This window comes from Oceanimonas marisflavi, assembly GCF_003049725.1.
Taxonomy (GTDB): Bacteria; Pseudomonadota; Gammaproteobacteria; order Enterobacterales; family Aeromonadaceae; genus Oceanimonas; species Oceanimonas marisflavi.
This window is the reverse complement of record NZ_QAGM01000024.1, coordinates 1-26,631: the sequence shown is the minus strand read 5'-3', so window position 1 is coordinate 26,631 and position 26,631 is coordinate 1. Positions and strand designations below refer to the sequence as shown.

The 26,631-nt window shown below is 60.7% G+C and carries 20 protein-coding genes; 10 read left to right on the top strand and 10 right to left on the bottom strand.

The window, feature by feature from the left end; genetic code table 11:
- Positions 1 to 75: 75 nt before the first annotated feature.
- Positions 76 to 1,272, top strand: a complete 1,197-nt coding sequence (gene hmpA, locus DA373_RS13590; protein WP_107852851.1) for an NO-inducible flavohemoprotein — start codon at positions 76 to 78, stop codon at positions 1,270 to 1,272.
- A gap of 105 nt (positions 1,273 to 1,377) precedes the next feature.
- Complete coding sequence (locus DA373_RS13585) at positions 1,378 to 2,214, top strand: HpcH/HpaI aldolase/citrate lyase family protein (RefSeq protein ID WP_107852850.1); 837 nt, start codon at positions 1,378 to 1,380, stop codon at positions 2,212 to 2,214.
- 54 nt (positions 2,215 to 2,268) lie between these two features.
- On the opposite strand, the gene DA373_RS13580 is transcribed toward DA373_RS13585, so the two are convergent.
- Genes DA373_RS13580 through DA373_RS13570 form a run of 3 tightly spaced genes read right to left on the bottom strand, consistent with a single transcriptional unit; the run spans position 2,269 to position 7,598 of the window.
- Positions 2,269 to 2,418 carry an entericidin A/B family lipoprotein gene (locus tag DA373_RS13580; RefSeq protein ID WP_107852849.1) on the bottom strand — a complete coding sequence of 50 codons (150 nt, stop codon included), beginning with the start codon at positions 2,416 to 2,418 and terminating at the stop codon, positions 2,269 to 2,271.
- Positions 2,419 to 2,467: 49 nt separating this feature from the next.
- Entirely contained in the window at positions 2,468 to 3,643 is a 1,176-nt protein-coding gene (locus DA373_RS13575) for an EAL domain-containing response regulator (RefSeq protein ID WP_198650317.1), read from the bottom strand.
- Position 3,644: 1 nt separating this feature from the next.
- The gene (locus DA373_RS13570; protein WP_198650316.1) at positions 3,645 to 7,598 is read right to left on the bottom strand and encodes an ATP-binding protein; all 3,954 of its coding nucleotides are present in this window, start codon (positions 7,596 to 7,598) and stop codon (positions 3,645 to 3,647) included.
- A 211-nt stretch (positions 7,599 to 7,809) separates the two neighbouring features.
- On the opposite strand from DA373_RS13570, the gene chrA reads away from it, so the two are divergent.
- Entirely contained in the window at positions 7,810 to 8,940 is a 1,131-nt protein-coding gene (gene chrA / locus DA373_RS13565; protein WP_107852846.1) for a chromate efflux transporter, read from the top strand.
- Between the two features lie 199 nt (positions 8,941 to 9,139).
- On the opposite strand, the gene purT is transcribed toward chrA, so the two are convergent.
- The 5 genes from purT to DA373_RS13540 form a co-directional block, all read right to left on the bottom strand.
- Entirely contained in the window at positions 9,140 to 10,321 is a 1,182-nt protein-coding gene (gene purT, locus DA373_RS13560) for a formate-dependent phosphoribosylglycinamide formyltransferase (RefSeq protein WP_107852845.1), read from the bottom strand.
- A 129-nt stretch (positions 10,322 to 10,450) separates the two neighbouring features.
- Positions 10,451 to 12,907 (bottom strand): heavy metal translocating P-type ATPase, encoded by a 2,457-nt coding sequence (locus DA373_RS13555; protein WP_107852844.1) that lies wholly within the window; start codon positions 12,905 to 12,907, stop codon positions 10,451 to 10,453.
- 14 nt (positions 12,908 to 12,921) lie between these two features.
- Positions 12,922 to 13,113 carry a heavy-metal-associated domain-containing protein gene (locus DA373_RS13550; protein WP_107852843.1) on the bottom strand — a complete coding sequence of 64 codons (192 nt, stop codon included), beginning with the start codon at positions 13,111 to 13,113 and terminating at the stop codon, positions 12,922 to 12,924.
- Between the two features lie 313 nt (positions 13,114 to 13,426).
- Positions 13,427 to 14,707, bottom strand: a complete 1,281-nt coding sequence (gene gabT, locus DA373_RS13545) for a 4-aminobutyrate--2-oxoglutarate transaminase (protein ID WP_107852842.1) — start codon at positions 14,705 to 14,707, stop codon at positions 13,427 to 13,429.
- Between the two features lie 23 nt (positions 14,708 to 14,730).
- Positions 14,731 to 16,194, bottom strand: coding sequence for an NAD-dependent succinate-semialdehyde dehydrogenase (locus tag DA373_RS13540; RefSeq protein WP_107852841.1), 1,464 nt, complete (start codon positions 16,192 to 16,194; stop codon positions 14,731 to 14,733).
- A gap of 167 nt (positions 16,195 to 16,361) precedes the next feature.
- Here DA373_RS13540 and DA373_RS13535 point away from each other — a divergent pair, with 167 nt between their 5' ends.
- From DA373_RS13535 to DA373_RS13515, 5 genes are all read left to right on the top strand, one after another.
- On the top strand, positions 16,362 to 17,291 hold the full coding sequence (locus tag DA373_RS13535; RefSeq protein WP_107852840.1) for a LysR family transcriptional regulator: 930 nt from the start codon (positions 16,362 to 16,364) through the stop codon (positions 17,289 to 17,291).
- Positions 17,292 to 17,806: 515 nt separating this feature from the next.
- On the top strand, positions 17,807 to 18,814 hold the full coding sequence (gene dctP, locus DA373_RS13530; RefSeq protein ID WP_107852839.1) for a TRAP transporter substrate-binding protein DctP: 1,008 nt from the start codon (positions 17,807 to 17,809) through the stop codon (positions 18,812 to 18,814).
- 177 nt (positions 18,815 to 18,991) lie between these two features.
- Positions 18,992 to 19,525 (top strand): TRAP transporter small permease subunit, encoded by a 534-nt coding sequence (locus DA373_RS13525; RefSeq protein WP_107852838.1) that lies wholly within the window; start codon positions 18,992 to 18,994, stop codon positions 19,523 to 19,525.
- Positions 19,522 to 20,838, top strand: a complete 1,317-nt coding sequence (locus DA373_RS13520) for a TRAP transporter large permease (protein WP_107852837.1) — start codon at positions 19,522 to 19,524, stop codon at positions 20,836 to 20,838. Before DA373_RS13525 ends, DA373_RS13520 begins: the two co-directional genes overlap by 4 nt.
- Before the next feature lie 6 nt (positions 20,839 to 20,844).
- A complete protein-coding gene (locus DA373_RS13515) occupies positions 20,845 to 21,267 on the top strand; it encodes a universal stress protein (protein WP_107852836.1) in 423 nt (140 codons plus the stop codon).
- A gap of 133 nt (positions 21,268 to 21,400) precedes the next feature.
- Here the strand turns inward: DA373_RS13515 and DA373_RS13510 are convergent, their stop codons facing one another.
- Together DA373_RS13510 and zntR are read right to left on the bottom strand one after the other, a co-directional pair.
- A complete protein-coding gene (locus DA373_RS13510) occupies positions 21,401 to 22,684 on the bottom strand; it encodes a purine/pyrimidine permease (protein ID WP_107852835.1) in 1,284 nt (427 codons plus the stop codon).
- Positions 22,685 to 22,863: 179 nt separating this feature from the next.
- Positions 22,864 to 23,292 carry a Zn(2+)-responsive transcriptional regulator gene (gene zntR, locus DA373_RS13505; protein ID WP_107852834.1) on the bottom strand — a complete coding sequence of 143 codons (429 nt, stop codon included), beginning with the start codon at positions 23,290 to 23,292 and terminating at the stop codon, positions 22,864 to 22,866.
- A 201-nt stretch (positions 23,293 to 23,493) separates the two neighbouring features.
- Between zntR and purH the strand changes: the two genes are divergently transcribed.
- Positions 23,494 to 25,077 carry a bifunctional phosphoribosylaminoimidazolecarboxamide formyltransferase/IMP cyclohydrolase gene (purH, locus tag DA373_RS13500; RefSeq protein ID WP_107852833.1) on the top strand — a complete coding sequence of 528 codons (1,584 nt, stop codon included), beginning with the start codon at positions 23,494 to 23,496 and terminating at the stop codon, positions 25,075 to 25,077.
- A 16-nt stretch (positions 25,078 to 25,093) separates the two neighbouring features.
- Entirely contained in the window at positions 25,094 to 26,380 is a 1,287-nt protein-coding gene (purD, locus tag DA373_RS13495; RefSeq protein ID WP_107852832.1) for a phosphoribosylamine--glycine ligase, read from the top strand.
- The last annotated feature ends 251 nt before the right edge of the window (positions 26,381 to 26,631 follow it).

The window sequence follows — 26,631 nt, the reverse complement described above, 5'->3', positions numbered from 1 at the left end:
TCAAATGTACCTATATTATCCACCCTCAATAAGTGACATTTTGAATACACCTTAAATAACACCAACGAGGTACTCATGCTGGATGCTCGCACCATTGAAATCGTGAAAAGCACAGTTCCCCTGCTGGAGTCGGCCAATACTGCCCTGACCGAGCACTTCTACCGGCGCATGTTTCGCGACAATCCCGAGCTGAAGAATGTGTTTAACCTCAGCCATCAGAAAACCGGCCGCCAGCCCGCCGCCCTGTTTGCTGCCGTGCTGGCCTACGCCAAAAACATCGACAATCCCGCCGTGCTGAGCGCTGCCGTGGAGCGCATCGCCCACAAGCACACCGGCTTTGCCATTCAGCCCGGGCAGTACGCCATTGTGGGCCATCACCTGCTGGAAACCATCAAGGAGCTGGCTCCCGATGCCGCCACACCGGAAGTGATTGACGCCTGGGCACAGGCCTACGGCGCCTTGGCCGAGATTTTTATTGGCCGGGAAGAGCAAATCTATAAAGAAAACGAAACTCAGGCCGGTGGCTGGCGCGGCACCCGGGCCTTTGTGGTCAAGGAAAAACGCACCGAAAGCGAACAAATCACCAGCTTCCTGCTGGCTCCCGCCGATGGCGGCCCTGTGGTGGACTTCAGGCCCGGTCAGTACCTGAGCCTGCATCTGGCTTCTGACCGGCTGGAGCATAATGAATACCGCCAGTACTCCCTGTGCCAGGCGCCCAATGGCGAAAATTACCGTATTGCGGTGAAGCGCGAGCAGGGCGGTGTGGGCTCAAACTTTCTGCACGACCATGTAAACGAGGGCGATACCCTGCAGGTGCTGCCGCCGGCGGGCGACTTCTTTATGGAGGTAACCGCCGACACGCCTGTGGTGCTGATCTCCGGCGGCGTGGGACAGACCCCGATGCGCGCCATGCTCGATCAGCTGCTCAGCCAGGGCCATAATGCTCCCGTGCACTGGCTGCATGCCTGTGAAAACGGCGCTCAGCACGCCTTTAAGGCGGACATTCAAGCCCGCCGTCAGGCCCACGCCAACCTGGAAACCCACGTCTGGTACCGTGCACCCGAGGCCACCGATCAGCCCGCAGAGGATTATGACGCCACCGGCCTGATGGATCTCTCCAGAGTCAAGGACGCCATCAGCCAGCCCGGCGCTCACTACTATTTCTGCGGTCCTATCCCCTTTATGGCCATGGTGAAGGAAACCCTGTCCGGCTGGGGCATTGGCGATGACCGGCTGCACTACGAAGTATTCGGTCCGCACCAGAGTCTGTAAGGTCTTTTTGTAGGCTCAGCTGCTTGCAGCCGGGCCTTGTTTGATCTAAACAGAAGACTCCTTCACCACCACTTCGCTCTGGCGATGGGCTTAATGGAGTTTTCTATGAATATCAATGCGCTGCAGACCCTGCTGTTTGTACCGGCCAACCGCCCGGAGCGGTTTGAAAAAGCCCTGAGCAGCGATGCCGATGCCGTCATTATCGATCTGGAAGACGCCGTGCCACCGGCGGAAAAGGACGCCGCCCGGGCCACCCTGGCCAGCTGGCTGATCGGGCAGCCGCCGGCATCGGTGCTGGTGCGCATTAACGGCACCGACAGCCCTTGGTTCAATCAGGACATGGCCCTGTGCCGCGCCGATGCGGTGGCCGCCGTGGTGGTGCCCAAGGCGGAAGATCCCGCTGCCCTTACCGAGCTTGCCAATGTTACCGACAAACCCCTGCTGCCCTTTATTGAGTCGGCCCTGGCGCTGGCCCGGCTTGACGCCATTGCCGATGCCAATGGCGTTATCCGGCTGCTGTTCGGTCAGCTTGATATGGCGCTGGATCTGGCCATGGACTATCCGCCACCGGCAGGCGAGCCCTGTGATCAGCGCCCCTTTCTGCCCATTCGCAGCCAGCTGGTAGTGACATCACGGGCCCATGGTCTGGCTGCCCCGCTGGATGCGGTGTATACCGCCTTTAACGATGACGCCGGGCTGGAGGCCTATGTGCGTGAAGGCATGAAACTGGGTTTTGGCGGCGTGTTGCTGGTGCATCCCCGTCAGGTCGCCCCCGCCATGCGGGCCATGTCTCCCACCCCGGCCCAGCGCGCCTGGGCAGATCGCGTGCTGGCCGCCGAGCAGAAAAGCAGGGGCGCCGTGGTGGCGGTGAACGAACAGATGGTGGACAGCCCGGTCATGGCCCGGGCAAGGCGCATTCTGCAGCACGACAAACCATCCTGAACGACAAGGCCGGGCATTCGCCCGGCCTTGTTACACAGAATGAAGCCTTGTCTCTTACCACTGACGCTGAGCGTCCCGCGCTGCCTCCTGTACCGCTTCCCCACCCTGTTCAATGTCCTTGCCGGCGCCGGCCAGGGTATTACAACCTGCCAGCCCAAGAGTCAGACCGGCCAGCAGCCATAACGTCAGTTGTCGCACCTTCATCAATCACATCCTTTTTGCTGGAAAAGACGCTATCAGTATAGTCCGGTGGTTATATCACTCCGCGGTATTCTGCCAGCCATTTGCCCAGCGCCTCGGCGGCCATGGGCCTGGCGATCAGATAGCCCTGGCCAAGATCACAGCCCGACTCTTTGAGGAACATCAGATCCTGCCGGTTCTCAATGCCTTCAGCCACCAGGGTCATGTCATACTCCCCGGCCAGGGCCAGGCAGGCATGGTAAAAACCGAACTTGGATTTGGCGGTGCTGACACCGTCAATAAAGGAACGATCCAGCTTCAGCTCGTCAAACGGATAATCCTTCAGCTTGCTCAGGTTGGAATAAACCGTGCCAAAATCATCGATGGCCAGACGGAATCCCTGCAGCTTCAGCCTTATCATGATCTCCAGCGGCTGACGCTGGTCATCCAGGGTCCGGCTTTCGGTCACTTCAAAAATAAAGTCTTCAGGGGCACAGCCGCTTTCGGTAATCTGCCGGCAAATGCCGTCCATAAATTCCATGCTCGACAGACTCAGCATGGAAATATTGATGGACATGGAAAACCCTGCCTCATCCCCTTTCCAGCGGCGCCGATCCTGCAGGGCATTTTCCACCACCAGCCGGGTCAGCGCGTTGATACAGCCATACTGTTCGGCCAGAGAAATAAACTGACCCGGTCCCATCAGGCCGTGCTCCGGATGCATCCAGCGGACCAGGGCTTCCACCCCCGTGACCCTGTTGTCACTCAAGGAGATCTTGGGCTGGTAATGGTTAACAAACTCCCTGTTGGCAATGGCGGCCATAAACTCAGCCCGGGTAAAAAAGAAGGCATTATCCCGCTCGTTCCCGTCCAGCAGCCGCCAGTTTTGGCTGAGCGCATCCAGCTGTGCCGGACTGACCGGCTTTTCCAGATAACCCAGTATGGAGACCTGATGCTCTTTCGACAGCTCAACCGTGGCGTGAAGAATGCGTTTGCTGTAGCCACTCACCAGCACCAGCCCGCCCCGGTATTCCATTTTTCCCAGCAGGCCGATTAATTCAGGACCGTCCATGCCCGGCATATTCAGGTCGAGAAAAATAATATCCGGGTAGAACGCCTTGCTTCTTATCAGTTCCAGTGCGTGTTCGGCACTATCACAGCTTTCAATAACATAGCCACCTCGCTGCCTGAGCTGACTGGCCAGCAGCTTCAGTGAAAAATGGTCGTCATCCACGATCAGCGCTTTCATGTCAGCACCTCTGTGTCTCGCATTCATACCGGCCCTTGCTTATCTCATTTATTGATTCAAGTACTTCCTGGCATGTCAGGCCAAAACGCGCAATCACATCACTGGAAGGCATGCTTTTATTCTCGGAACAGCTTGCTTCTATCTGCTCGCACAGCTCACCCAGACCCAGAGCGCCAACCGAGCGGGAAGCCGATTTCAGAACATGCGCAATATCGGCCAAACGCCCGGGCTCCCGACGACGGCTGGCCTGATGAAATTCAGGAAGGTGGTTCTCCAGCAGTTGCCGGTAATCGTTCAGCAACTCATGGCACAACTGTTCGTCGTCACCGACCAGAGCCCGAAGTACCTTTATGTCCAGCACAGAGTGCGGTTGGGGATCCGCCAGCGCAGGCTGCGATGTGGGCAGCCAATGGTCAAGCATGTGCCCCAAACTGTCAAGCGTCACCGGCTTGGTCAGGTAATCGCTCATACCCTGCTCGATGCAGGACGTCATTTCTTCCCGGAAGGCATTGGCGCTCAGGGCAATAATGGGCATAGGGCCGGCCTGCTCTTCTGCCCGAATATGACGGGCAAGCTGATAGCCATCCATATCGGGCATGCCGAGATCGGTCAGCAATATATCATAGGCGCCGCTGCGCCACCGCTCGAGCGCTTCGCGGCCATTACCCGCAATCTCGGCGGTGTAACCCAGCAGAGCAAGCTGCTCCCGGATGACCTTCTGATTGACCACATTATCTTCGGCCACCAGAATACGGGCCTTGCTCCTCTGTTGCGGCGGTGCTGCTGCCGGGGTCATCAGCCTTTCCTCGGCATAGCGTCTGTCCGGCAACCGGGTATGGCCGGCGACGCCGGCTATCGCCTCGATAAAGGCCTTCCGGTTCAGCACATTGGCGTCGATCATCACATGATCCTCGCTCACCTGGCGGGTGCGCCGGCGCGCCCCCCGCTCCAGGGTTACAAAGCGGACGGTATGTTCGGGCCACCGGGCTGCGGCTTCCCTCAGCTCACCGACGGGAAAGCCCTGGTGTGTGGCATCATATACCCAGATACAGTCCCCCTCCGGATACAAACCGCTCATCTGCTCAGCCGCTGCCAGGGTCGGCGCATAATGCACCCGGGCCTGTTCATGACGAAGATAGCACAACAGATCCGGCGCAATGCCGTCATTCTCCCCTATCACCAGACAGGAAAGCCCGGCCAGGCGCGCATCGCACCGCTCGCTTGCCGTATAGTCTGCTTCCAGCTCAAAGGGCAGCGAGACGCTGAAGCAACTGCCCTGTTCCGGCTCGCTTTGCACCTGAATCTCTCCCCCCAGCAGGGTGACCAGACGGTGAGTAATGGACAACCCCAGCCCGGTGCCGCCAAAGCGGCGGGTCGTGCTGGCGTCCCCCTGAGTAAAGGCCTGGAACAACCGGGCCTTGATGGCGTCGTCCATACCGATGCCATTATCGGCAACCTCAAACCTGACGGTAATGGCCGAGCGCCGCTGGTCAACCAGACAGGCCCGTACCGACACCCTGCCCGGCTGCCGGGTGCTGCTGAACTTAATGGCGTTGCTCACAAGATTGATCAGGATCTGGCGCAGACGCAGGCTGTCACTGATAATCCGTTCGGGCAGGGCCGGATCAACAAACAGGGTCAGCTCCACTCCCTGCTCCCGGGCCTGCTGATCCAGCATCAGGCAGGTTCGCTCCACCAGCTCCGCCATGGCCAGGGGAGCCGGCTCTATGTCAATTTTGCCGGACTCGATTTTGGAGAACTCCAGAATGGAATTTATCAGCTCCGTCAGGGAGGTGGCGGAATACTGCACCAGCTCCAGCATGTCCCGCTGCCGGCGCGTCAGCCCGGTGCTGGCCAGTACATCCAGCATGCCGATGACTCCGTTCAGGGGGGTGCGGATCTCGTGACTCATGGTCGCCAGAAAGTAGGACTTGGCCCGGCTGGCCTGCTCCGCATCCTGGCGGGCCTGCTCCAGCTGCTGTTCCGCCACCTTGCGCTCGGTAATATTGATGGCCGAAATAATCACCCTGCTGACCCCGCCCTGCCCGTCACGGATGGGAATAATGTTCATATCAACAAAGAAAAAGCCGCCATTCGGATGACGCAGTCGCACATCATGCCGGGTACGCTGGCCATTTAATGCCGTGTCGAAGTCCAGGTGAAAAACGGCCGCTTCCCGGGGCAGATCCCGCCACCAGGCAAGCTCGGTAAAGGACAGGCCCAGCAGCGCGGCTCTGGGCTGCCCATAAGCCGTAAACATTGCCCGGTTGACATTGACAATGCGCTGACGGCGATCCAGCTCAACCACGTAACTCGCCATATTGTTGAAAATGTCGGCGGCCTTTTGCCGGGCTTTTTTCAGCGACCGGGTCCGGGCCCGGACCCGGTGGGCAAAGCGCACGTTTTGATCGGCGGTCAGAATGACATGACCCGTGACCAGGCATATCACCAGGACACTGGCCAGCACAAACACCCACATAAAGGCCGACTGGGCCGGCTGCCAGGGAAAGCTCGCCCAGGCTTTAACGGTGATCATGCGGTCGGCAAGAAATTCCGGATGGTTCGTCCAGTCCGGTGTTTCTCCCAAATGGATCTGCCGGCGGGTATCCATCAGTTTGACTGCCGGCTCTCCGTCCGCGGCAGCGAGCTGGACACAGAAGTTCATTCCCAGGCTCTCGGTGTTTTGCTTGAGCCGCTGCATTAATTCATCGAGGCGGATCACGCCCATCACAAAACCGAGAAAGGCCGCTTCCCGTTGCGCTTTGCTGGCACTGAGGACATCCAGCCCGGACTCATAAACCGGCAGCAGGTAGCGCCAGCCATCCGGCGTGCCGGCATTCACACCATACAGGGCATGTCGCTTCAGCAGCACGGGCCGCCCCCGGCGTATCACCGCCTGTAACCGCTGCGGATATTCGCTGCCCAGATCGTAGCCGGCGGCAAAGGCATGGCCAGGCCGAAAGGCGCCGAGCAACAGGGGATAATAATGATCCCGCACGGTGGCCGGCATCAGCCGGCCCTGACCGTCCTGCTGCTGAATGGAAACTCCCTCCCGGCCCTGATATCCGGCGTTGTTTTCAAAGTCTGTGCGCTGATCATGGGATACGCGGGGCGCCCAGGCGATGCCTTCAATACCTTCCGGTTGCAGGGTGTGGCGGGCAAAATGCTGAAACTCGGCGGGGGAGACCTGAACGCTGCTGAGCATAAAGGCCGCCGTGCCATTCATCATGGTATCCATCATCAGCAGGCTGCGTTCAAGGTGTTCATGCAGCAGCTCCCCGACGGTCGAAAAACGCTGCTGATACTGCAGCTTGTCGGTCCGGCTCAGGGTATGAAAGGCGATCACCACCAGCACAATCAGCAACAGCGGCCACCCTTGCAGCTTGCGGATATGGGCCTTTTCACTGCGTGAGATCCCCTTTGTCCGCAACAGTATAAGGGGAGCAAACATCAGCACGCCCAGGCAATCCGCCATCCACCAGGTCAGCCAACTACCAAGCAGAGAGTCGGCCGGGGTATTCAGCAGCAGATACATGCTGGCAATGCCGGTGCTGGCCGACAGCATGCAGGCCAGAGGAGCGGCCAGCAACAGCGCCCGCATGACCCGGCGTACCTGAATCCCCTTTCTCTTTGCCCTTATCAGACTGCCCAGGGCTCTGGCCGCGATCAGGGCCACCAGGGTCGTGCCGGCGGCGGTGATGGCCGTCACCGCCGCTGTGGCCGGATCGGGAGGCATGCCGGCAACCACCGCCTTGTGCAGGAAATCCGAGGCAAAGGCCGCCAGCCAGACCACAGACCAGTAATGCCGTCCCCAACTCAGCAGGCAGTACGCCGCCAGACCCAGCGCGGGCCAGATGGGGGCACTGTAAAAGGGCGGCACCGCCAGCCACATGGAAAACTCGGACAGGAGAGCATATCCGAGAAACAGCAATCCTGCCCGTTGAAGAAATAGCATTCGGTTATACCACTGGTTTAAACATGTAAAACGCCTGCATGGCTTTTCAGGCTTGTTATGATGCGACCATATCGCTGCCAGTATCACCATACCCGTTTGAATTTCAACTCGGCGCGCCCTTATTCTGCCGTTTTGGCACTGTTATCACGGGATTGCCATTATCGGCAGCCATGATAACGTCACGGTTTCGGTTTGCTTGCAATGTAACGTTATGCTTTCGGTATTCTGGCAGTTCTTCAAACTCGGCTGGGTCAGCTTTGGCGGCCCTGCCGCCCATATCGGCTATTTTCAGCGCCATTTTGTGCAAAAACTGGGCTGGCTGCCCCAGGATCGCTTTGCCGCCACCCTGGCCCTGTGCCAGTTTCTGCCCGGCCCGGCCTCCAGCCAGCTGGGTTTTGCCATCGGCTATCAGCGGGCCGGGCTGGGGGGCGCCGTGGCCGCCTTTATCGGCTTTACCCTGCCCTCCTTTATGCTGATGCTGGCGCTGGCCTTGCTCGGCCAGCACTACGCCGACTCTCCCGTGACCTCGGCGGTGGTGAGCGGGCTCAAGCTGTTTGCTCTGGTGGTGGTGGCCGATGCGGTGCTGACCATGGCCGGCCAGTTCTGCCGCAAGCGTTTGCCGCTCACCCTGGCGGTGGGCACCGCCGCCGGGCTGTGGCTGTGGCCGGGGTTGGCCGCCCAGTTTGTGGCACTGCTGGCAGCGGCTCTGATCGGCACCCTGTGGCTGAAACACGAGGGTAGCAGGCAGGCGCTTTCTCCCCGGCTTAACTGGCCCTTTCTGTTGCTGTTTGCCGGTCTGTTCCTGCTGTTGCCGCTGCTGGCCCGGGGCGGCTCGGCGGGGCTGTTTGCCGACTTTTATCAGGCCGGCAGCCTGGTGTTTGGCGGCGGCCATGTGGTGCTGCCGCTGCTGCAGAATTTGCTGGCGGACACGCTTTCCCGTGAGGCCTTTCTCACCGGTTATGCCGCTGCCCAGGCCATGCCCGGCCCCATGTTCACCCTGGCCACGTATCTTGGGGCCGAGCTGCTGCCGGAAAGCCCGGTGATCGGTGCTCTGGTGGCTACCTTTGGGGTGTTTTTGCCGGGCTTTTTGCTGGTGCTGGCATTATTGAACGGCTGGCAGACGCTGGCCGCCAACCCGCGCATGGCGGGCGCCATTGCCGGGGTGAATGCAGCCGTGGTGGGCTTGCTGCTGGCGGCTTTGTATCAGCCGGTGTTTGTGGCCAGTGTGACCGGAGCGCCGGCGCTGGCTGCGGCAGCGCTGGGCCTGCTGGCGCTCAGGGTGTTTCGCTGCCCGCTGCTGGTGCTGATCCCGGCCTTTATGCTGCTGGGGGTGTGGTTGTAGGCCCCGGGGATTAGGGATTAGGGATTAGACTGGAGTAAAAGACAATACCGAGCTGTATCAAGGAGGCCAAAGGTGGCCGCTTCGCGACCGATCAAATGCCATGGATGGCATTTGCCGAGCGCCCCACGGAAGGGCTTGAAGCGTGTCGCGAAGCGGTTCCTTTGGCCGACGTTTGCCGATTCCACAGACGACTTAAGGCTTAAAACTCTACCTTGACTGCGGCGGCGGCGCGGCGGGCCTTGTCCCTGGCGGCGTCTATGCTGTCGCTCAGGGCCAGGGCCACACCCATGCGGCGGCGGCCTTTGATTTCCGGCTTGCCGAACAAACGCAGATCCGTGTCGGGCTCGGCCAGCGCCTCGCTCAGGTTGCCAAAGGTGGTCTGGGTGGACTCCCCTTCCGGCAGGATCACCGCCGAGGCCGCCGGGCCATACTGGCGCAGGGTGGGAATGGGCAGGCCGAGAATGGCCCGGGCGTGCAGGGCAAATTCCGACAGGATCTGGGAGATCAGGGTCACCATGCCGGTGTCGTGAGGCCGGGGCGAGACCTCGCTGAACAGCACCTCGTCACCGCGAATAAACAGCTCCACTCCGAACAGGCCACGGCCGCCCAGCGCCGCCGTGACTTTTTCCGCCATGGCTTCGGCCGCCGCCAGCGCCGCCGGACTCATGGCCTGAGGCTGCCAGGACTCCCGGTAGTCGCCGTCTACCTGCACATGGCCGATGGGGGCGCAGAAGCTGGTGCCGCCCACATGGCGCACGGTGAGCAGGGTGATCTCGTAGTCGAACTGCACAAAGCCTTCCACTATCACCCGGCCACCGCCGGCGCGGCCGCCTTCCTGGGCGTAGTGCCAGGCGGCGTCGATATCGGCCTCGGTTTTCACCGTGCTCTGGCCCTTGCCGGAGGAGCTCATAATCGGCTTGACCACACAGGGCAGGCCAATGTCGGCCACGGCGGCGCGGAATTCGTCCAGAGTGCCGGCAAAACGGTAGGGCGACGTAGCCAGCCCCAGCTCTTCCGCCGCCAGCCGGCGAATACCTTCCCGGTTCATGGTGAGTTGGGTGGCCCGGGCGGTGGGCACCACGGTAAAGCCTTCCCGCTCAAGCTCGCCAAGAGTATCGGTGGCGATGGCCTCGATCTCGGGCACGATCAGGTGGGGCTGCTCCTGTTCTATCACGGCGCGCAGGGCGGCGCCGTCGAGCATGGAAATCACATGGGCGCGGTGAGCCACCTGCATGGCCGGCGAGTTGGGATAGCGGTCCACGACGATCACTTCAACGCCGAGGCGCTGCAGCTCGATCACCACTTCCTTGCCCAGCTCACCGCCGCCGCACATCAAAACCCGGGTGGCAGTTGCCGAGAGGGGGGTACCCAGAGTTGTCATAACAGCAGTCCTTTTTGTGAGAAAGCGCACATTGTAGCAACTCGGGTCACCGATGTGATCCTGAATGAATAATGCCAGATTTAACAAGATGCCGGCTCGAAGGCCGGCATGACAGGTCCGGTATCAGGCTTAACCGGCCGGCGAAAACCGCTTTAAGCGCAACGCATTGGTCACCACAAACACGCTGGACAGCGCCATGGCGCCGGCGGCCAGCATGGGCGAGAGCAGCAGGCCAAAGGCCGGGTAAAGCACGCCGGCGGCCACCGGAATAAGGCACACATTGTAGGCAAAGGCCCAGAACAGGTTCTGGCGAATATTGCGCAGGGTGGCATGGCTGATGGCCAGGGCCTGGGGCACGGCACGCAAGTCGCCCCGCATCAGCACCACCTGTGCCGCCTCAATGGCGATATCGGTGCCGGTGCCAATGGCCAGGCCCACGTCCGCCGCCGCCAGCGCCGGTGCATCGTTAATGCCGTCGCCCACAAAGGCCACGGTGCCGTGCTGCTCACGCAGGTGCTCCAATGCTTCCACCTTGCCATCGGGCATGACTTCCGCCTCCACCGCATCAATACCCAGCTCGTTGGCTATGGCGCTGGCGGTGCCCTTGTTATCGCCGGTGATCATGGCCACCTTGAGCCCCAGATCATGGAGCGCAGCAATGGCCTTGGGCGTGCCCTCCTTGATGCGATCCGCCACCGCCAGAATGGCCGCCGGTTTGCCGCCGATGGCCACGTACAGCGGGGTTTTGCCCTCTTCGGCAAGCCGTTGAGCGGTGTCGGCAAACACCGAGATATCCATGTCGAGGGATTTGAGATAACGATCCGCGCCCACGTTGACCTGTACGCCGTCGATCTTTGCCTTTACGCCCATACCGGTGACGGTATCGAACTCGCTCACCTCGGGCAGGCTCAGGTGGCGCTCTTTCGCCGCAGCCAGCAGCGCCTCGGCAATGGGATGTTCGGAGCGCTGCTCCACGGCCGCGATGTGCGCCAGCACTGTGTCCTTGTCAAAACCGTCGCTTACTTGCAGGTCGGTCAGCTCGGGTTTGCCTTCGGTCAGGGTGCCGGTCTTGTCAAAGGCGATCACCTTTACTCCGCGCAGGGCCTGCAGCGCTTCCCCCTTGCGAAACAGCACCCCCAGCTCGGCGGCCCGGCCGGTGCCCACCATAATGGAGGTGGGCGTGGCCAGCCCCATGGCACAGGGGCAGGCGATGATCAGCACCGCCACGGCGTTGACCAGGGCAAAGCTGAGCGCAGGCTCTGGCCCCAGCCACCACCAGATAACAAAGGTCAGCAGTGCCAGGCTCATCACCACGGGCACAAATACCCCGGTGACCTTGTCGACCAGTGCCTGAATGGGCAGTTTGGCCCCCTGGGCCTGCTCTACCATGCGAATGATTTGTGCCAGCCTTGTCTGCTTGCCCACCCGGGTTACTTCCACCAGCAGGGAGCCCTTGCTGTTAACGGTGCCGCCGGTGACCTCACTGCCCTCACCTTTTTCTACCGGCTCCGGCTCACCGGTGAGCATGGACTCGTCCACCCAGGAAGCGCCGTCGATTACTGTGCCGTCCACCGGAATGCGCTCACCGGGGCGCACCCGTACTCTGTCCTTGACCCTGACCCGCTCCAGGGGCACTTCGTCGGTGTTGCCATCCCGTTCTACCCTGGCCGTGGGCGCCTGCAGGCTGAGCAGCTTTTTAATGGCTTCGCCGGTACGCCCCTTGGCCCGGGCTTCAAGGTAACGCCCGAGCAAAATCAGCGTGACGATCACCGCCGCCGCCTCAAAATACACCTGGCGGCTGCCGGCGGGCAGCCAATGCCCGGCAAAGGTAGCCACGGTGGAATACCCCCAGGCGGCAAGACCACCCAGCGCCACCAGAGAGTTCATCTCGGGGGCACCACGCAGCAACGCCGGCAGTCCTTTTTTCAGAAACAGCAAGCCGGGGCCAAACAGCACCAGGGTGGCCAGCACAAACTGAAGCTGCCAGTTCAGCGTCTGACCCAGCGTGGCTTCAACCCAGTGATGCATGCCGGGCACAAAATGAGAGCCCATTTCCAGCACAAACACCGGCAGGGTGAGCACGGCAGCAACAAGCAGGGAGCGTTTCAGTGATTGTTGCTCCCGCTCACGGCCATCGTTCTCGTCGGATTGAGGCTTGTCGTCGGCAGTCTCGGCGCTGAAGCCGGCTTTTTCCACCACGGCCACCAGGGCGCTCACATCCTCACTGCCGGCAAGCCACTCCACATACGCCCGGCCGGCCGCCAGATTGACACTGGCGGACAGCACCCCGGGCAGCCGGCTTAATACCTTTTCCACCCGGCCGGTACAGGACGCGCAGCTCATGCCGCCAATGACCAGCTCCACTCGCTCCACCGGGCACTGGTAACCGGCTTTTTCCACCGCCGCTATCAGTTCACTTGTCTTCGTGCCCTTTTCCAGTGCCAGCTCGGCGCTGCCGGAGGCCAGATTTACGCTGGCGGAGTGTACCCCCGACACGCCGCTCAGCGCCTTTTCTACCCGGGATACGCAGGAGGCACAGCTCATGCCTTCGATGGGCAGATGCAGTTCCGCTGTTTTTGTGGTCATGGGCTCCTCCGCTGTTATTCGCAGTCGTAGCCGGCGTCGCTCAGGGCCTCGACAATCTGTTCACGGGGCAGACTGGTGCTGATCGTCACCTTGCGGGTGGCCAGTTCAAAGTTCAGTTCGCAGTCCGGATCCAGCTCGGTAAGAATGCCGGAAATCACGCCCACACAGTGGCCGCAGGTCATCTCGGGAACGGTAAGGGTCAGCATGGTTTTATCTCCTGATTAAATTTGACGCCCTTACTTTGAACCCTGACACAGGGGGAAGGTCAAGCTTCGAGTTGATGAAAAGTAGACGGCCCGGCCTCATGAGGCAGTAGAAGGGATTGCCGTAACCGACCGTCAAATGCCAGGGAAGGCATTTGCCGAGCGTCCCAGGGAAGGGCCCGAAGCGTGTCGGTGGAGGCAACCCTGCTGATGCCTTATGACACTCCGGCACCACAGGTTTTGCCTGGTTTAAACCAAAAAAAAGGCGGGCTCAATGGCCCGCCAAAGCTACTTTGACATCGACGTATCAGCCGGCTCAGATAAGCTCGGCCAGCACCTGCTCAAGCAGATCCAGACCTTCACTGACCACCTCCAGCGGTGAGGTCAGGGCGGGCAGAAAGCGAATGACGTTGCCGCGCACACCGCAGGACAACATAATCACGCCTTTCTCGATGCCCCTGGCCACCACGGCCCTGGTCAGCTCCGGGTTGGGCTGATCCACATCCCCATTGTGCACCAGCTCCATCGCCACCATGGCGCCCAGGTTGCGCACCTGGCCGATATGGTGAGGATACTTCTCCTGCAGCGCGCGCAAACGACCGGTCATCAGCTCGCCCAATGCCAGGGCCTTGTCGCACAGCTGCTCTTCTTCAATGATGTTCAGCACTTCCAGGCCGGCGGCGCAGGCCAGCGGAAAGGCGGCGTAGGTGCCCCCCAGACCACCCGGGTTGGCGGCGTCCATGATCTCTGCCTTGCCCACCACCGCAGACAGCGGAAAACCGCCGGCAATGCCCTTGGCCATGGTCATCAGATCCGGCTCTATGCCGGCGTATTCGGTGGCGAACAGTTTGCCGGTGCGGGCGAAGCCGGTCTGAATTTCGTCACAGATCAGCACAATGCCGTGCCGATCACAGAGGGTACGCAGCGTTTGCAGGAAGGACGGCGGCGCCGGATAGAAGCCCCCCTCGCCCTGCACCGGCTCGATGATCAGCGCCGCCACCCGGCCCGGCTCGATGTCGCAATGGAACAGCTCATCCAGCGCCTTGAGGGACTGCTCCTCGGTCACGCCATGGTAGGCATTCGGGTACGGCAGATGGTAGATCTCGCCGGGAAAAGGTCCGAAACCGGCCTTGTAGGGAGCGACTTTGCCGGTCAGACCCATGGCCAGGTTGGTGCGGCCATGAAAACCGCCGTTAAAGGCGATCACGCCGCTGCGTTTGGTATGAGCACGGGCAATTTTCACCGCGTTTTCCACCGCTTCGGCACCTGTGGTAACAAATATGGCCTTTTTGGCGCTGTTACCCGGGGCCAGTTTTACCAGCCGCTCGGCCAGCGACACCGCACTCTCGTAGGGGGTCACCATGGCGCAGGTGTGGCTGAAACGCTGCAGTTGCTCGTTCACCGCCGCCACAATGCGCGGGTGGCTGTGGCCGGTGTTGACCACGGCGATGCCGGCGGCAAAGTCGATATAGCGGTTGCCGTCCACGTCCCAGATTTCGTTGTTGTTGGCGTGGTCCACATACACGGGGGCCAGGTTGCCCATGCCGCGGGCAAAGACGGCGTCCTTACGCTGCTGAAGTTGCTGATTCTTGCTCATGATAATTCTCCTGTCTTTGCTGCTCAGCGAATGCCGCCCATGCACAGATATTTGGTTTCCATATAATCGGCCAGGCCTTCGGCGGAGCCTTCCCGGCCCAGGCCGGACTCCTTCACGCCGCCAAAGGGAGCGATCTCGTTGGACAGAATGCCCTCGTTAATACCGATCATGCCGTATTCCAGCTGCTCGGCGACGCGCCAGATGCGGCTGTGGCTCTCGGTATAAAAATAGGCGGCCAGACCGTAGGGGGTGTCGTTGGCAATGGCCACGGCTTCGGCTTCATCTTTAAAACGAATGACCGGCGCCACCGGGCCGAAAATTTCCTGATTGGCGATGGCCATTTGCTGAGTCACATTGCCCAGAATGGTGGGGGCAAAGAACAGCTCGCCGGCCTCGTGACGGCGGCCGCCGGTGACCAGCTCGGCGCCTTCGCTCTGGGCGGCGTCCACCATGCCGGCAATCTTGTCGATGGCGGCCTTGTTGATCACCGGGCCAAGGGTGGTAGCCGCGTCCAGGCCGTTGCCGATCACAAACTTCTCCACCTCGGCCTTGAAGCGGGCCATAAATTCGTCGTAAATGCCGTCCTGCACCAGAATACGGTTGGCGCACACGCAAGTCTGGCCGGCGTTGCGGAACTTGGAGATCACCGCACCGGTCACGGCGGCGTCGAGATCGGCATCGTCAAACACGATAAAGGGGGCATTGCCACCCAGCTCCAGGCTGAGCTTTTTCACGGTGTCGGCACTCTGGCCGTAGAGCAGCTTGCCCACCCGGGTGGAGCCGGTAAACGACAGCTTGCGTACACGGGCGTCGTCGGTCATCATGCGGCCCACCACGGCGGCCTGGCTGGAAGTCACCATGTTGATCACGCCGGCGGGAATACCCGCCTGCTCGGCCAGGGCCATCAGCGCCAGGGCGGAAAACGGGGTTTCTTCCGAGGGCTTGACCACCATGGTGCAGCCTGCCGCCAGCGCCGGGGCTATCTTGCGGGTGATCATGGCATTGGGGAAGTTCCAGGGGGTGATGGCCGCCACCACGCCAATGGGCTGCTGAATGCTCAGGGCCCGCTTGTCGCCGGTGGGGGCGGAGAATACCTTGCCGTAGGCGCGCTTGGCTTCCTCGGCATACCACTCGACATAGGAAGCGCCGTAAAGCACCTCGCCCCGGGTTTCAAACAGTGGCTTGCCCTGCTCCTGGGTCATCAGCCGGGCCAGATCTTCCTTGTGCTCGATGATCAGATCGAACCAGTTGCGCAGCAGACGAGCACGCTCCTTGGGGTTGAGTGCGCTCCAGGCCGGCAGGGCGCGGCTGGCGGCGTCGATGGCGGCGCGGGTTTCGGTTTCACCCATATCGGGCACCTGGCCCAGAAGCTCGCCGTTGGCGGGGTTGAATACGGAGATGGTGGCGCCGCTCTCGGCCTGACACCAGCGACCGTCGATATGGCCGCTTTCCCTTACCAGGGTGCTGTTCACTGCAGAAATGCTCATAGTTGGCTGCCTCATGTTGATTCCGTCCGTGCCCGTGAGTCCGGTTTCCGGGATTGCCGTGAGCGACGCCACAACGGCACGGTCCATGGTTTGACAACATGTTAGCCGTGGGCGCAAAGTTTTATAAATGATGCCCTTTCAACATACACATTGAAGATCTTCAAACTATGAGCCAGACCAACCGGCCCGTGCTGGGCCAGATCGGCGACTACGAAATTCGCCTGTTAAAACTGTTCAAGACGGTGGTGGAATGCGGCGGCTTTTCGGCGGCGGAGACCGAGCTGAACATCAGCCGCTCCACCATCAGCGTGCACATGGCCAACCTGGAAAGCCGGCTCAAGCTCAAGCTGTGCCGGCGCGGCCGCTCGGGGTTTTCCCTCACCGACGATGGCGAAGTCATTTACGAGTCCACCAAGCGGCTGTTCAGCCGGCTGGAGGAGTTTCGCTACACGGTCAACGAGCTGCACGAGCAACTGAGCGGCGAGCTTAAAATCGTGTCCAGTGACAGCATCTGGCTGGAAGACGAATTCTCCATGGTGGAAGTGTTTGCCGCCCTGGGCGAGCAGGCGCCGGATGTGAACGTGAGTGTGGACGTGGCCTACATGGGCGAGATTGAACGCCGAGTGCTGAGCGACGACGCCGACGTGGGCTTTATTCACTACCACAGGGACCTGGAAGGGCTGGATTATCATCACCTGTATCAGGTGCGCTGTTTTCTCTATTGCAGCGACCGCCATCCGCTGTTTGCCGAGCAGAACGACGCCGTGATTGCCGAGCGCCTGCCCGAGTTCAAGCTCATTCATCCCGGCATTCATACCAATCCGGAAACCAGCGCCCAGCATGCGGGCCTGAAGCTGGCCGGACGCGCCTACCACTATGAGCCCCGCGCGGCGCTGATCCTCTCGGGTCAGTACATTGGCTTTTTGCCCGAAAGCTACGCCCGCCGCTGGGTGGACGGCGGCCGTCTGCGCCCGCTGCTGCCCCGGCAGAAGACCCACCAGCTGGGCATTGCCGCCATTACCCGCAGCCACGGCCGCCAGAGCCGCATACGGCAACTGTTTTTACAGCTGCTGAAGGAGCAGCTGAATAAAGGCTGAACCGGCCCCTTACTGCCTGTCTCTTAGTAACAGGTTTGTGTCGTTTGTTGTACCGTGCTTTTTCGTCGGACAAAGCGCACTGCTTCTCCGGCACGCCGTGAATACTTCCATGTAGGCTCCGCTGCGCCATCCATGGCGCAGAGGGCACGGCGAAGCAGACACCCTTTGCCCTCCTTGGAACACTCGGAGCTGACTGACCGTATACAGGCAGCGTTGATGTTGCTCGAAGGGATTTATGACCAAGAAACAAGAGGAGAGTTAGCAACCGCAACAATATGATCACTCTCACAGTTCCCGCCAACAGTTATGCCAATGCACAATGTGAAAGTAGTGCTAACCACTACATAAACAAAGGTTTTCCGTTTTTTGTTTGATCCTTATCAAACCTAAGTTGAATTCCCGTGAATTTAACCAAAGAGTAACCTGACGCAGACTCCCTTCCCGCAAGCACATAACCCCGCGAAGGGCTCACCCCTACGCCAACGGAACGTGATAAAAAACAAGGGACTAATAGTATGAACAGCATCTGGAGTTCTGCCCGCACCAAAATTGCCGCTTCACTGATTGCCGTCGCCGGCATGGGCGCCACCATGGAAGCCATGGCCGCCGACGTGACCTGGCGCTTTACCAACCTCTATTCCCGCGGTACCGCCTTTGGCGACGTCTACCAGTCTTTTGCCGACAAGATTGAAGCCGACTCCAACGGCCGCATGAAGATCAACATGCTCTACGCCGGTGAAGGCGTCGACACCAAGGGCATTATCAGCGCCACCAAATCCGGCCTGCTGGACATGGCCGCCCCCTTTCAGCCCATGCATGCGGGCGAAATTCCCTTTGGCGTGGTGGAAGTCGGTCTGCCCGGCTCCAACGGCAGCCTGGAAGAGCTGAACCAGCTGTTTCATGAAAAAGGCTGGAATGAGGTGCTGAGCGAGGCTTATGACCGCCATAACCTGGTGTGGCTGGATCCCTACTTTCAGCCCGGCGTATATGTGATCACCAAGAAGAAAATCGAGTCCATCGACGACTTCAAGGGCCTGAAGATTCGGGCGCCCGGCGCCTACGGCCGCTTCTTCCGCGAGCTGGGTGCCTCGCCGGTCAACCTGGCCTGGGGTGAGACCTACACCAGTCTGGCCACCGGCGTGATCGACGGCACCATCGGCTCCAACCTGATCGACCACCGCGACGGCAACTTCGCCGAGGTGGCCAAGTACATGTACCCGCTGCCGGTCTCCAGCGCTCAGGCCCTGCCCATCCTGGTCAACAAAAACGCCTGGAACAAGCTGCCGGACGACCTGAAGCAGGTAGTGCGCAACGCCGCCAAATGGCATGCCGGACAACAGGCCGAAAAGTCTGCCCTGTGGGAACAGGAAGCCGTGGCCGACATGGAGCAACAGGGCCTGACCTGGAGCCCGGACGCCTCCGAGGCCGACCAGGCCAAATGGCGTGACGCCGCCGAGGCGGTATGGGCCCACTACGGCAATACCGACAAGTACAGCGCCCGCCTGGTTGAACTGATGAAGTAAGCCTGGCCGTAACAGACCTCTGCGTCTGTCGATAGCAGGCCAAAGAGAGCCGCTTCAACGTACCCTCTGCGCCATGGATGGCGCAGTGGAGCCCTCAGGGATGAGTTTACGGCGTGTCGGTGAAGTGGGCTCTTTGGCCGCTCTTTCCCGAACGTACAGACACCCCCCGGATTTATCATGAAAACACTGCTTAGTTTCTGGTGCAGGGGCACCGGCTGGCTGGTGTCGCTCACCAGCCACACCATTTCCCTGGCTTTGCCGCTGCTGGCGGGCACCGTCGCCTTTGAGGTGTTCTCCCGCTATGTACTCGACCGCCCTACCCTCTGGGCCTATGACGTGTCGCTGTTTCTGTTCGGCTATATCGGCGCCCTGTGTGGCGCCCACGCCCAGCTGAAAAAATCCCACATCAATGTCGACATCGTGTATCTGGCGGTGTCCCAGCGCTGGAAAAACGCCTTTGATCTGCTGGCCAACACCCTTGGCGGTTTTTTCCTGCTGGTAATCGCTACCAAGGGCTGGGAGAAAGCGGTGGAAGCCATGGAGTTCGGCTATACCCGCCAGTCGGAGTGGGCCCCTTCCATCACCCATTTCTGGATCATGGTCACCGCCGCCGCCGTGCTGTTTTTGATGCAACTGTCCGCCGACATGATCAAGGACGCCTGGCAACTGGTGACCGGTGAACCTCTGCTGAATGAGGAAGAACAAGCATGAGTATTGAACTGATCACCGGCCTGCTGCTGGTGGGCGTACTGGTGTCCTTTATTATGGGCGCCCAGGTGGGCCTGGCCTTGGGCGGCGTGGCCATGCTGCTGGGCTATGCCACCTGGGGCGAAGGCATTTTCAACATAGTGCCCACCACCATTGAAAGCACCCTGTTCAGCTTTGTGCTGCTGGCCATTCCCCTTTACATCTATATGGGTCAGCTGCTGACCCGCTCCGGCATTGGCGATGCCATGTTCAAGGCGAGCCAGCTGGTGATTGGCCGCATTCGCGGGTCGCTGGCCATCAGTGTGATCGGGGTCTGCTCCATGATCGGTGCCATGGTGGGCATTATCGGTGCCGGCATCATGACCTCGGGCAGCATTGCCCTGCGCCCCATGCTGGAGCGCGGCTACGACAAGAAGCTGGCCCTTGGGGTAATCATGGCCGGCGGCGGCCTCGGCATTCTGATCCCCCCCAGCATTCCCATGATTTTGTTCAGCTCCACCACCCAGAACTCGGTGGGCAAAATGTTTATCGGCGCCATGGTGCCGGCGCTGATCTCCATTACCGTGCTGATGCTGTATGTGGTGATCTCCTGCAAGCTCAACCCGGAGCGGGCGCCTATGGGCCACGCCCTGGACGTGCCCAAAAACCGGCGGGAAAAGCTGATCACCCTGCGCGACGGCTTTATGGCCCTGGGGCTGATTGTGCTGGTGCTGGGCAGCATTATCAGTGGCATTGCCACGCCCACCGAGTCCGGCGCCATTGGCGTGGTCGGCGCCCTGCTGCTGGCCATGCTGTACAAGCGCTTCAAACTAAACATGATGAAACGCTCCGGCGCCGAAACCGCGCTGCTGGTGAGCGTGGCCATCTGGATTGTGCTGGGCGCCTCGGTATTCAGCAACTTTCACCTGCTGATGGGCGTGCAGGGCATGGTGGCCGACTTTGCCGCCGGCCTGGATCTGCCTCCCATTGTCATCATCATCATGATGCAGGTGGTGATGCTGCTGCTCGGCTTTATTATCGATGAAATGATCATCGTGCTGATCTGCGCACCGCTGTTTACTCCCATTGCGGTGAGCCTGGGTTATGACCCCATCTGGTTCGGCATACTGATGATTCTGAATATCGAGATAGCCGTGCAGACGCCGCCCTATGGCTTTGCGCTCTTCTACCTCAAGGGCATTGCCCCGCCCGGAGTGACCATGATGGATATCTACAAGTCCATTCTGCCCTTTGTGGCGCTCAAGCTGGGAGTGCTGATCCTGTGCATGCTGGTCCCGGAAATCGTGACCTGGCTGCCCAATAAACTGATGGGGTAACCATTTATGTTCAAGGAAATACTGTTGCCGCTCGACTTTGAGCACCAGGAGCTGTACCCGCAGGTGGTGGCATCGGCCCTGAGGTTATGCCATCCACAGGGCCGTATTCACCTGCTGTATGTGAATCCGTCACGGGTGCATCACGCCGCCGCGCCCTTTTATTCAAAAGAACTGCTGGAAAAACAGGATAAGGCGATCACCGCACAGCTGCATGACTTTATGCAGACCCATATTCCGGCCAGCCATCAGGGCCGGCTGGAAGTGCGCCACGGCGTGGTGTACGACACCATTCTGGCCCGGGCGAAAAAGCTGGCAGTGAATCTCATCGTCATGCCCGCTTCTCGCCCGGGGGCCGAGACCTACCTGCTGGGATCCAATTCCTCCAGGGTGGTACGCCACGCCGACTGCGCCGTGCTGGTGGTAAGGTAAGGAAGACGAACATCTGCCACACCAATGAATGGTAGGTTGGCGATGAGCGCAGCGAATCCCAACATTTTACAGCCGCCTGCGTGTTGGAATTCGCTGCGCTCATTCGCAACCTACGACACCTGTATTCGCGATATTACCCCTTCCCTTTTGACCAGAGCTGCTCCATGGCCAGTGCCAGCAGGGTGCCGGTAAGCAGGCCGTTGCCCAGCAGATATTGCGCCAGCCCGGGAAAATGGCGGTACAGCGCGGGGGGCAGGAACATGCAGCCGACTCCCAGCAACAGGGCGACGCCCACTATGGTGCTGGCGCGGTTGTCCATGCCGTTTTTGGTAATAAGCTGAAACGCCAGGCTCACCAGCTTGATAAAGGTGGCCAGCAGGGCGGCGTTGGCCACCGGCGCCGGCAGCAGCGACAGCACGCCCACCGCGCCCGGAAACAGCGCCACCAGCGCCAGCAGGGCGCAGGCCAGCAAAAAGGGGCCCCGTCTGTCTTCTCCGCTCAGCTGAATAAAGCCGGCAGTCACCGGCAGCGGCACCACGGCAATGGTGGAAAAGCAGCCCGCCAGACCATGGCTGATGCCCGACATTCGGCTGCTGCGGTTGATCACGGCATGGTCATCGGGCTGGCGCTCCCGCACCACCGCCGACACCGCCGTTACCGCCGCAATCTGGTTGGAAAACAGCAGCAGCGAGAACAGCACCGCCACCACCAGCATGCCCGCATCCAGCCGGGGCAGGCCCCAGGCAAACAGCGCCGGCAGCGCCAGACCGGCATCTTCTGCCACCGCCAGCGGCGACAGTCCGAACAGCCAGAACGCCCCCCAGCCCAGCACAATGCCCACCAGCACCGCATAGGTGCGCAGCAGAGTGTGACGACTGAAGGAGCACAGCAGCACCCCGAGAAACACCAGCAGGCCAATCAGCAGCACCGGCAGGCTCATGGTGCCGGTGCGCGGATCCGTGACCATGCCGCGCACAAACACCCCGGCCAGCTGAATCACCAGCAGCAGAATAAAGCAGCCGGTCACCAGGGGTGTGAACAGAAACAGCAGCCGGTGCACCTGCTGGGCGATTCCCAGCACCAGCATAATCAGTCCCGCCACCAGCACACCGCCGGAGAGCAGCCGCAGGGTGTCGAAACTGTCGAGTCCCTGCTCCCTGCCGATGTAGGCCATTACCACAAACACGATGGCCCAGGAGCCGGCGGGGCCGTCGGCAATGGGGTAACGGTGCCCCAGCCAGGCCTGCAGACCGGAGCTCAGACCCACCACCAGCAGGGTACGCTGCACCAGGCCCGCCACCTCGGCACTGTCGAGCCCAAAGGCCTGGCCCAGCACAATGGGCAGGGCCAGGGCGTTGGCCAGCAAAAACACAAACCACTGAGTCACGCTCAGTCCCCACCCCAGGTGGTGTCGCATGAAAAGTCTCCCGTGATAAAGAATAAAGAAAATGCCGTAGCTGCCGCTTCAGCCGGCAGGGCGTGCAACGCACGCCTTTCACTCGGATGTCTGCATAATTGCGCCGGCTAAAGCGGCGCCTACAGCTCTACACAGGCACAACAAGACAGGCCGCCGGCGGCGGCCCTTTCAGGTGAGAATTAGCGGGCGTTATTGTCGGTATTATCAAGCTTGCCGTCCAGCGCCTCCAGAATGGAGCAGTGCTCGGCGCTTTCCAGCCCGCCGCAACAGGCATCCGACAACTGCCGCAGGGAGCGGCGAAACTGCTCCAGCTCGCGAATGCGTTCTTCCACCTCGGCCAGCTTGCTGTCGGCCACCGCCTTGACTTCGCGGCAGGTCACTTTACAGCTGCTGATGCGCAATGCCAGCAGCTCTTCAATGTCTTTGAGAGAAAAGCCCACCCTCTTGCTGCGCAAAATAAAATGCAGCCGCTTCTTGTCGTCTTCGCTGTATTGCCGGTATCCGGTGGGAGTACGTAAACTGGGCACCAGCAGCCCTTCCTTTTCATAAAAACGCAGGGTGTCGGTCTTGATGCCGAAGGCCCTGGCCAGCTCGCCGATGCGATACATTTATCTCTCCTTTCAGCCCTGGTTTAATTACAGATAAAACCTCTTTACACCAAACCAAATAGTCCGGCATTCAGCGGCAAAAACGGGTAGAATATGCCGCCTTCTGTTCTGGCGTACCAGGCGGTTTGGTAAAGCCGGTGTCGATTGCTTTCGCCGATTTTACCAAACCCCCCGATGAATCGTTAAAGGAACGAGAACATAATGGAAACTGCCCGACCCATTCGCCGAGCTCTCCTGAGTGTGTCCGACAAACAAGGCATTGTGGCCTTCGCCCAGGGGCTGCACGCCCGTGGTGTAGAGCTGCTGTCTACCGGTGGCACCGCCCGTCTGCTGGCGGAGCAAGGCCTGCCTGTGACCGAAGTATCCGACTATACCGGTTTTCCGGAAATGATGGACGGTCGTGTCAAGACACTCCACCCCAAGGTACACGGCGGCATTCTGGGTCGTCGCGGCCAGGACGACGCCATCATGGCCGAGCACGGCATTGCGCCCATCGACATGGTGGTAGTCAATCTCTATCCTTTCGCCAATACCGTTGCCAAGGCTGACTGCAGCCTGGAAAACGCCATTGAAAACATCGACATCGGTGGCCCTACCATGGTGCGCGCTGCGGCCAAAAACCACAACGACGTGGCCATTGTGGTTAACGCCAGCGACTACGATCGCCTGCTGACCGAGCTGGATGCCAACGACAACAGCCTGAGCCAGGCCACCCGCTTCAGCCTGGCCATTGCCGCCTTTGAGCACACCGCCCAGTACGACGGCATGATCGCCAACTACTTCGGCACCATGGTACCGGCCTATCACGAGGCCGCCGAGGGTTCCAGGTTCCCGCGCACCGTCAACTACCAGTTCACCAAGAAGCAGGATCTGCGCTACGGCGAAAACAGCCACCAGAGCGCCGCCTTCTACGTGGAAAACAAGGTCGACGAAGCCTCCGTGGCCACCGCCACCCAGCTGCAGGGCAAGGAGCTGTCCTACAACAACATCGCCGACACCGACGCCGCCCTGGAGTGCGTGAAGGAATTCGATGAGCCGGCCTGTGTCATCGTCAAGCACGCCAACCCCTGTGGCGTGGCCCTGGGCAAGGATCTGCTGGAAGCCTACGATCGCGCCTACCAGACCGACCCGACTTCCGCCTTTGGCGGCATCATCGCCTTTAACCGCGAGCTGGATGAAGCCACTGCCCGCGCCATTATCGATCGCCAGTTTGTGGAAGTGATCATCGCCCCGTCCATCAGCGCCGAAGCAAAAGCCGCCGTGGCCGACAAGAAAAACGTGCGCCTGCTGGAATGCGGTCAGTGGAGCAGCCAGACCAGGGGTCTCGACATCAAGCGGGTGAACGGCGGCATTCTGGTGCAGGACCGGGATCAGGGCATGGTCGACATGGCCGATCTCAAGGTGGTGTCCAAGCGTCAGCCCACCGAAGAAGAGCTGAAGGATCTGCTGTTCTGCTGGAAGGTGGCCAAGTTCGTTAAATCCAACGCCATCGTCTACGCCAAGGGCAGCCAGACCATAGGTGTGGGCGCCGGCCAGATGAGCCGGGTGTACTCCGCCAAGATTGCCGGCATCAAGGCCGCCGACGAAGGTCTGCAGGTAGAGGGCTCCGTCATGGCGTCCGACGCCTTCTTCCCCTTCCGTGACGGCATCGACGCCGCTGCCGCCGCCGGCATCAGCTGTGTGATCCAGCCCGGTGGCTCCATGCGCGACGAAGAAGTGATCCAGGCCGCCGACGAGCACGGTATGGCCATGGTGTTCACCGGCATGCGCCACTTCCGTCACTGATTGCGAGGAAACAAGCATGAACGTATTGGTAATCGGCGGTGGCGGGCGTGAACACGCCCTGGCCTGGAAAGCCGCCCAGTCGCCCAGGGTAAGCAAGGTCTTCGTGGCCCCGGGCAACGCCGGCACCGAGCTGGAACCGGCTCTCACCAACGTGGCCATTTCCGCCACCGACATTCCCGCTCTGCTGGCCTTTGCCAAACAGGAGCGAGTAGAACTGACCATCGTCGGTCCCGAAGCCCCGCTGGTGGCCGGTGTGGTTGACGCCTTTGAAGCCGACGGCCTGGCCATTTTCGGCCCCACCGCCGGCGCGGCTCAGCTGGAAGGCTCCAAGGCCTTTACCAAGGACTTCCTGGCCCGCCATCACATCCCGACCGCCGCCTACCAGAACTTCACCGAAGTGGAGCCGGCGCTGGCCTACCTGCGTGAGCAGGGTGCCCCCATCGTGATCAAGGCCGACGGCCTGGCCGCGGGCAAGGGCGTGATTGTGGCCATGACCCAGGAAGAAGCCGAAGACGCGGTGCGCGACATGCTGGCGGGCAACGCCTTTGGCGATGCCGGCAGCCGGGTGGTGATCGAGGAATTCCTCGAGGGCGAGGAAGCCTCCTTTATCGTGATGGTGGACGGCGAGCATGTGCTGCCCATGGCCACCAGCCAGGATCACAAGCGCGTGGGCGACAAGGATACCGGCCCCAACACCGGCGGCATGGGCGCCTACAGCCCGGCCCCGGTGGTGACCCAGGAAATTCATGACCGCATTATGGAACAGGTGATCATGCCCACGGTGCGTGGCATGGCGGAAGAAGGCCATGTCTACAAGGGCTTCCTGTATGCCGGCCTGATGATCGACAAAGCCGGTCAGCCCAAGGTGATCGAGTTCAACTGCCGCTTTGGCGATCCGGAAACCCAGCCCATCATGCTGCGGCTCAAGTCCGATCTGGTGGAGCTGTGCCTGGCCGGTTGCAAGGGTGAGCTGGACAAGGCCACTGCCGAGTTTGACCCGCGCGCCGCCGTGGGCGTGGTGCTGGCCGCCGGCGGCTACCCCGGTGCCTACCGTCAGGGTGACGCCATCACCGGCATTCCCGCCGAGGCCGAGGGGGCCAAGGTGTTCCATGCCGGCACTCAGTTCAAGGATAACGAGCTGGTCACCGCCGGCGGCCGGGTGCTGTGCGCCACCGCCCTGGGCGAGAGCGTCAGTCAGGCTCAGCAGAAGGCCTATGAGCTGACTCGTCAGATCAAGTGGGATGATGTCTTCTTCCGCAGCGATATCGCCTGGCGGGCGATTGAGCGGGAAGCGCAGTCATAAGCTGGAAGCGTGAAGCTGAAAGTGAAAGCAAAACGGGGCCAATTTGGCCCCGTTTTTTTATGGATGTCTCGTTCCCATGCTCTGCGTGGGAACGCATATTTTCGTCAACTTATACCAATTACATTAGGTGGCGTTCTCAATTAGTGTAAACTCCTACCGATAGCCACTTGCATCAGGGCCTTCGGAGTGTAAATGAGTGAGCGTACAGTACTGAGAGATGACCAGTGGGAACGGATCAAGGACTTGCTTCC

Excerpts from the sequence above, each read along its gene's own strand:
- gabT (WP_107852842.1), bottom strand. The coding sequence starts at position 14,707 with ATGAGCAAGAATCAGCAACTTCAGCAGCGTAAGGACGCCGTCTTTGCC.
- purD (WP_107852832.1), top strand. The coding sequence starts at position 25,094 with ATGAACGTATTGGTAATCGGCGGTGGCGGGCGTGAACACGCCCTGGCC.
- DA373_RS13550 (WP_107852843.1), bottom strand. The coding sequence starts at position 13,113 with ATGCTGACCCTTACCGTTCCCGAGATGACCTGCGGCCACTGTGTGGGC.
- DA373_RS13520 (WP_107852837.1), top strand. The coding sequence starts at position 19,522 with ATGAGTATTGAACTGATCACCGGCCTGCTGCTGGTGGGCGTACTGGTG.
- DA373_RS13555 (WP_107852844.1), bottom strand. The coding sequence starts at position 12,907 with ATGACCACAAAAACAGCGGAACTGCATCTGCCCATCGAAGGCATGAGC.
- chrA (WP_107852846.1), top strand. The coding sequence starts at position 7,810 with ATGCTTTCGGTATTCTGGCAGTTCTTCAAACTCGGCTGGGTCAGCTTT.
- purT (WP_107852845.1), bottom strand. The coding sequence starts at position 10,321 with ATGACAACTCTGGGTACCCCCCTCTCGGCAACTGCCACCCGGGTTTTG.
- DA373_RS13575 (WP_198650317.1), bottom strand. The coding sequence starts at position 3,643 with ATGAAAGCGCTGATCGTGGATGACGACCATTTTTCACTGAAGCTGCTG.
- dctP (WP_107852839.1), top strand. The coding sequence starts at position 17,807 with ATGAACAGCATCTGGAGTTCTGCCCGCACCAAAATTGCCGCTTCACTG.
- hmpA (WP_107852851.1), top strand. The coding sequence starts at position 76 with ATGCTGGATGCTCGCACCATTGAAATCGTGAAAAGCACAGTTCCCCTG.
- purH (WP_107852833.1), top strand. The coding sequence starts at position 23,494 with ATGGAAACTGCCCGACCCATTCGCCGAGCTCTCCTGAGTGTGTCCGAC.
- DA373_RS13515 (WP_107852836.1), top strand. The coding sequence starts at position 20,845 with ATGTTCAAGGAAATACTGTTGCCGCTCGACTTTGAGCACCAGGAGCTG.
- DA373_RS13540 (WP_107852841.1), bottom strand. The coding sequence starts at position 16,194 with ATGAGCATTTCTGCAGTGAACAGCACCCTGGTAAGGGAAAGCGGCCAT.
- DA373_RS13570 (WP_198650316.1), bottom strand. The coding sequence starts at position 7,598 with ATGCTATTTCTTCAACGGGCAGGATTGCTGTTTCTCGGATATGCTCTC.
- DA373_RS13580 (WP_107852849.1), bottom strand. The coding sequence starts at position 2,418 with ATGAAGGTGCGACAACTGACGTTATGGCTGCTGGCCGGTCTGACTCTT.
- DA373_RS13525 (WP_107852838.1), top strand. The coding sequence starts at position 18,992 with ATGAAAACACTGCTTAGTTTCTGGTGCAGGGGCACCGGCTGGCTGGTG.
- DA373_RS13510 (WP_107852835.1), bottom strand. The coding sequence starts at position 22,684 with ATGCGACACCACCTGGGGTGGGGACTGAGCGTGACTCAGTGGTTTGTG.
- zntR (WP_107852834.1), bottom strand. The coding sequence starts at position 23,292 with ATGTATCGCATCGGCGAGCTGGCCAGGGCCTTCGGCATCAAGACCGAC.
- DA373_RS13585 (WP_107852850.1), top strand. The coding sequence starts at position 1,378 with ATGAATATCAATGCGCTGCAGACCCTGCTGTTTGTACCGGCCAACCGC.
- DA373_RS13535 (WP_107852840.1), top strand. The coding sequence starts at position 16,362 with ATGAGCCAGACCAACCGGCCCGTGCTGGGCCAGATCGGCGACTACGAA.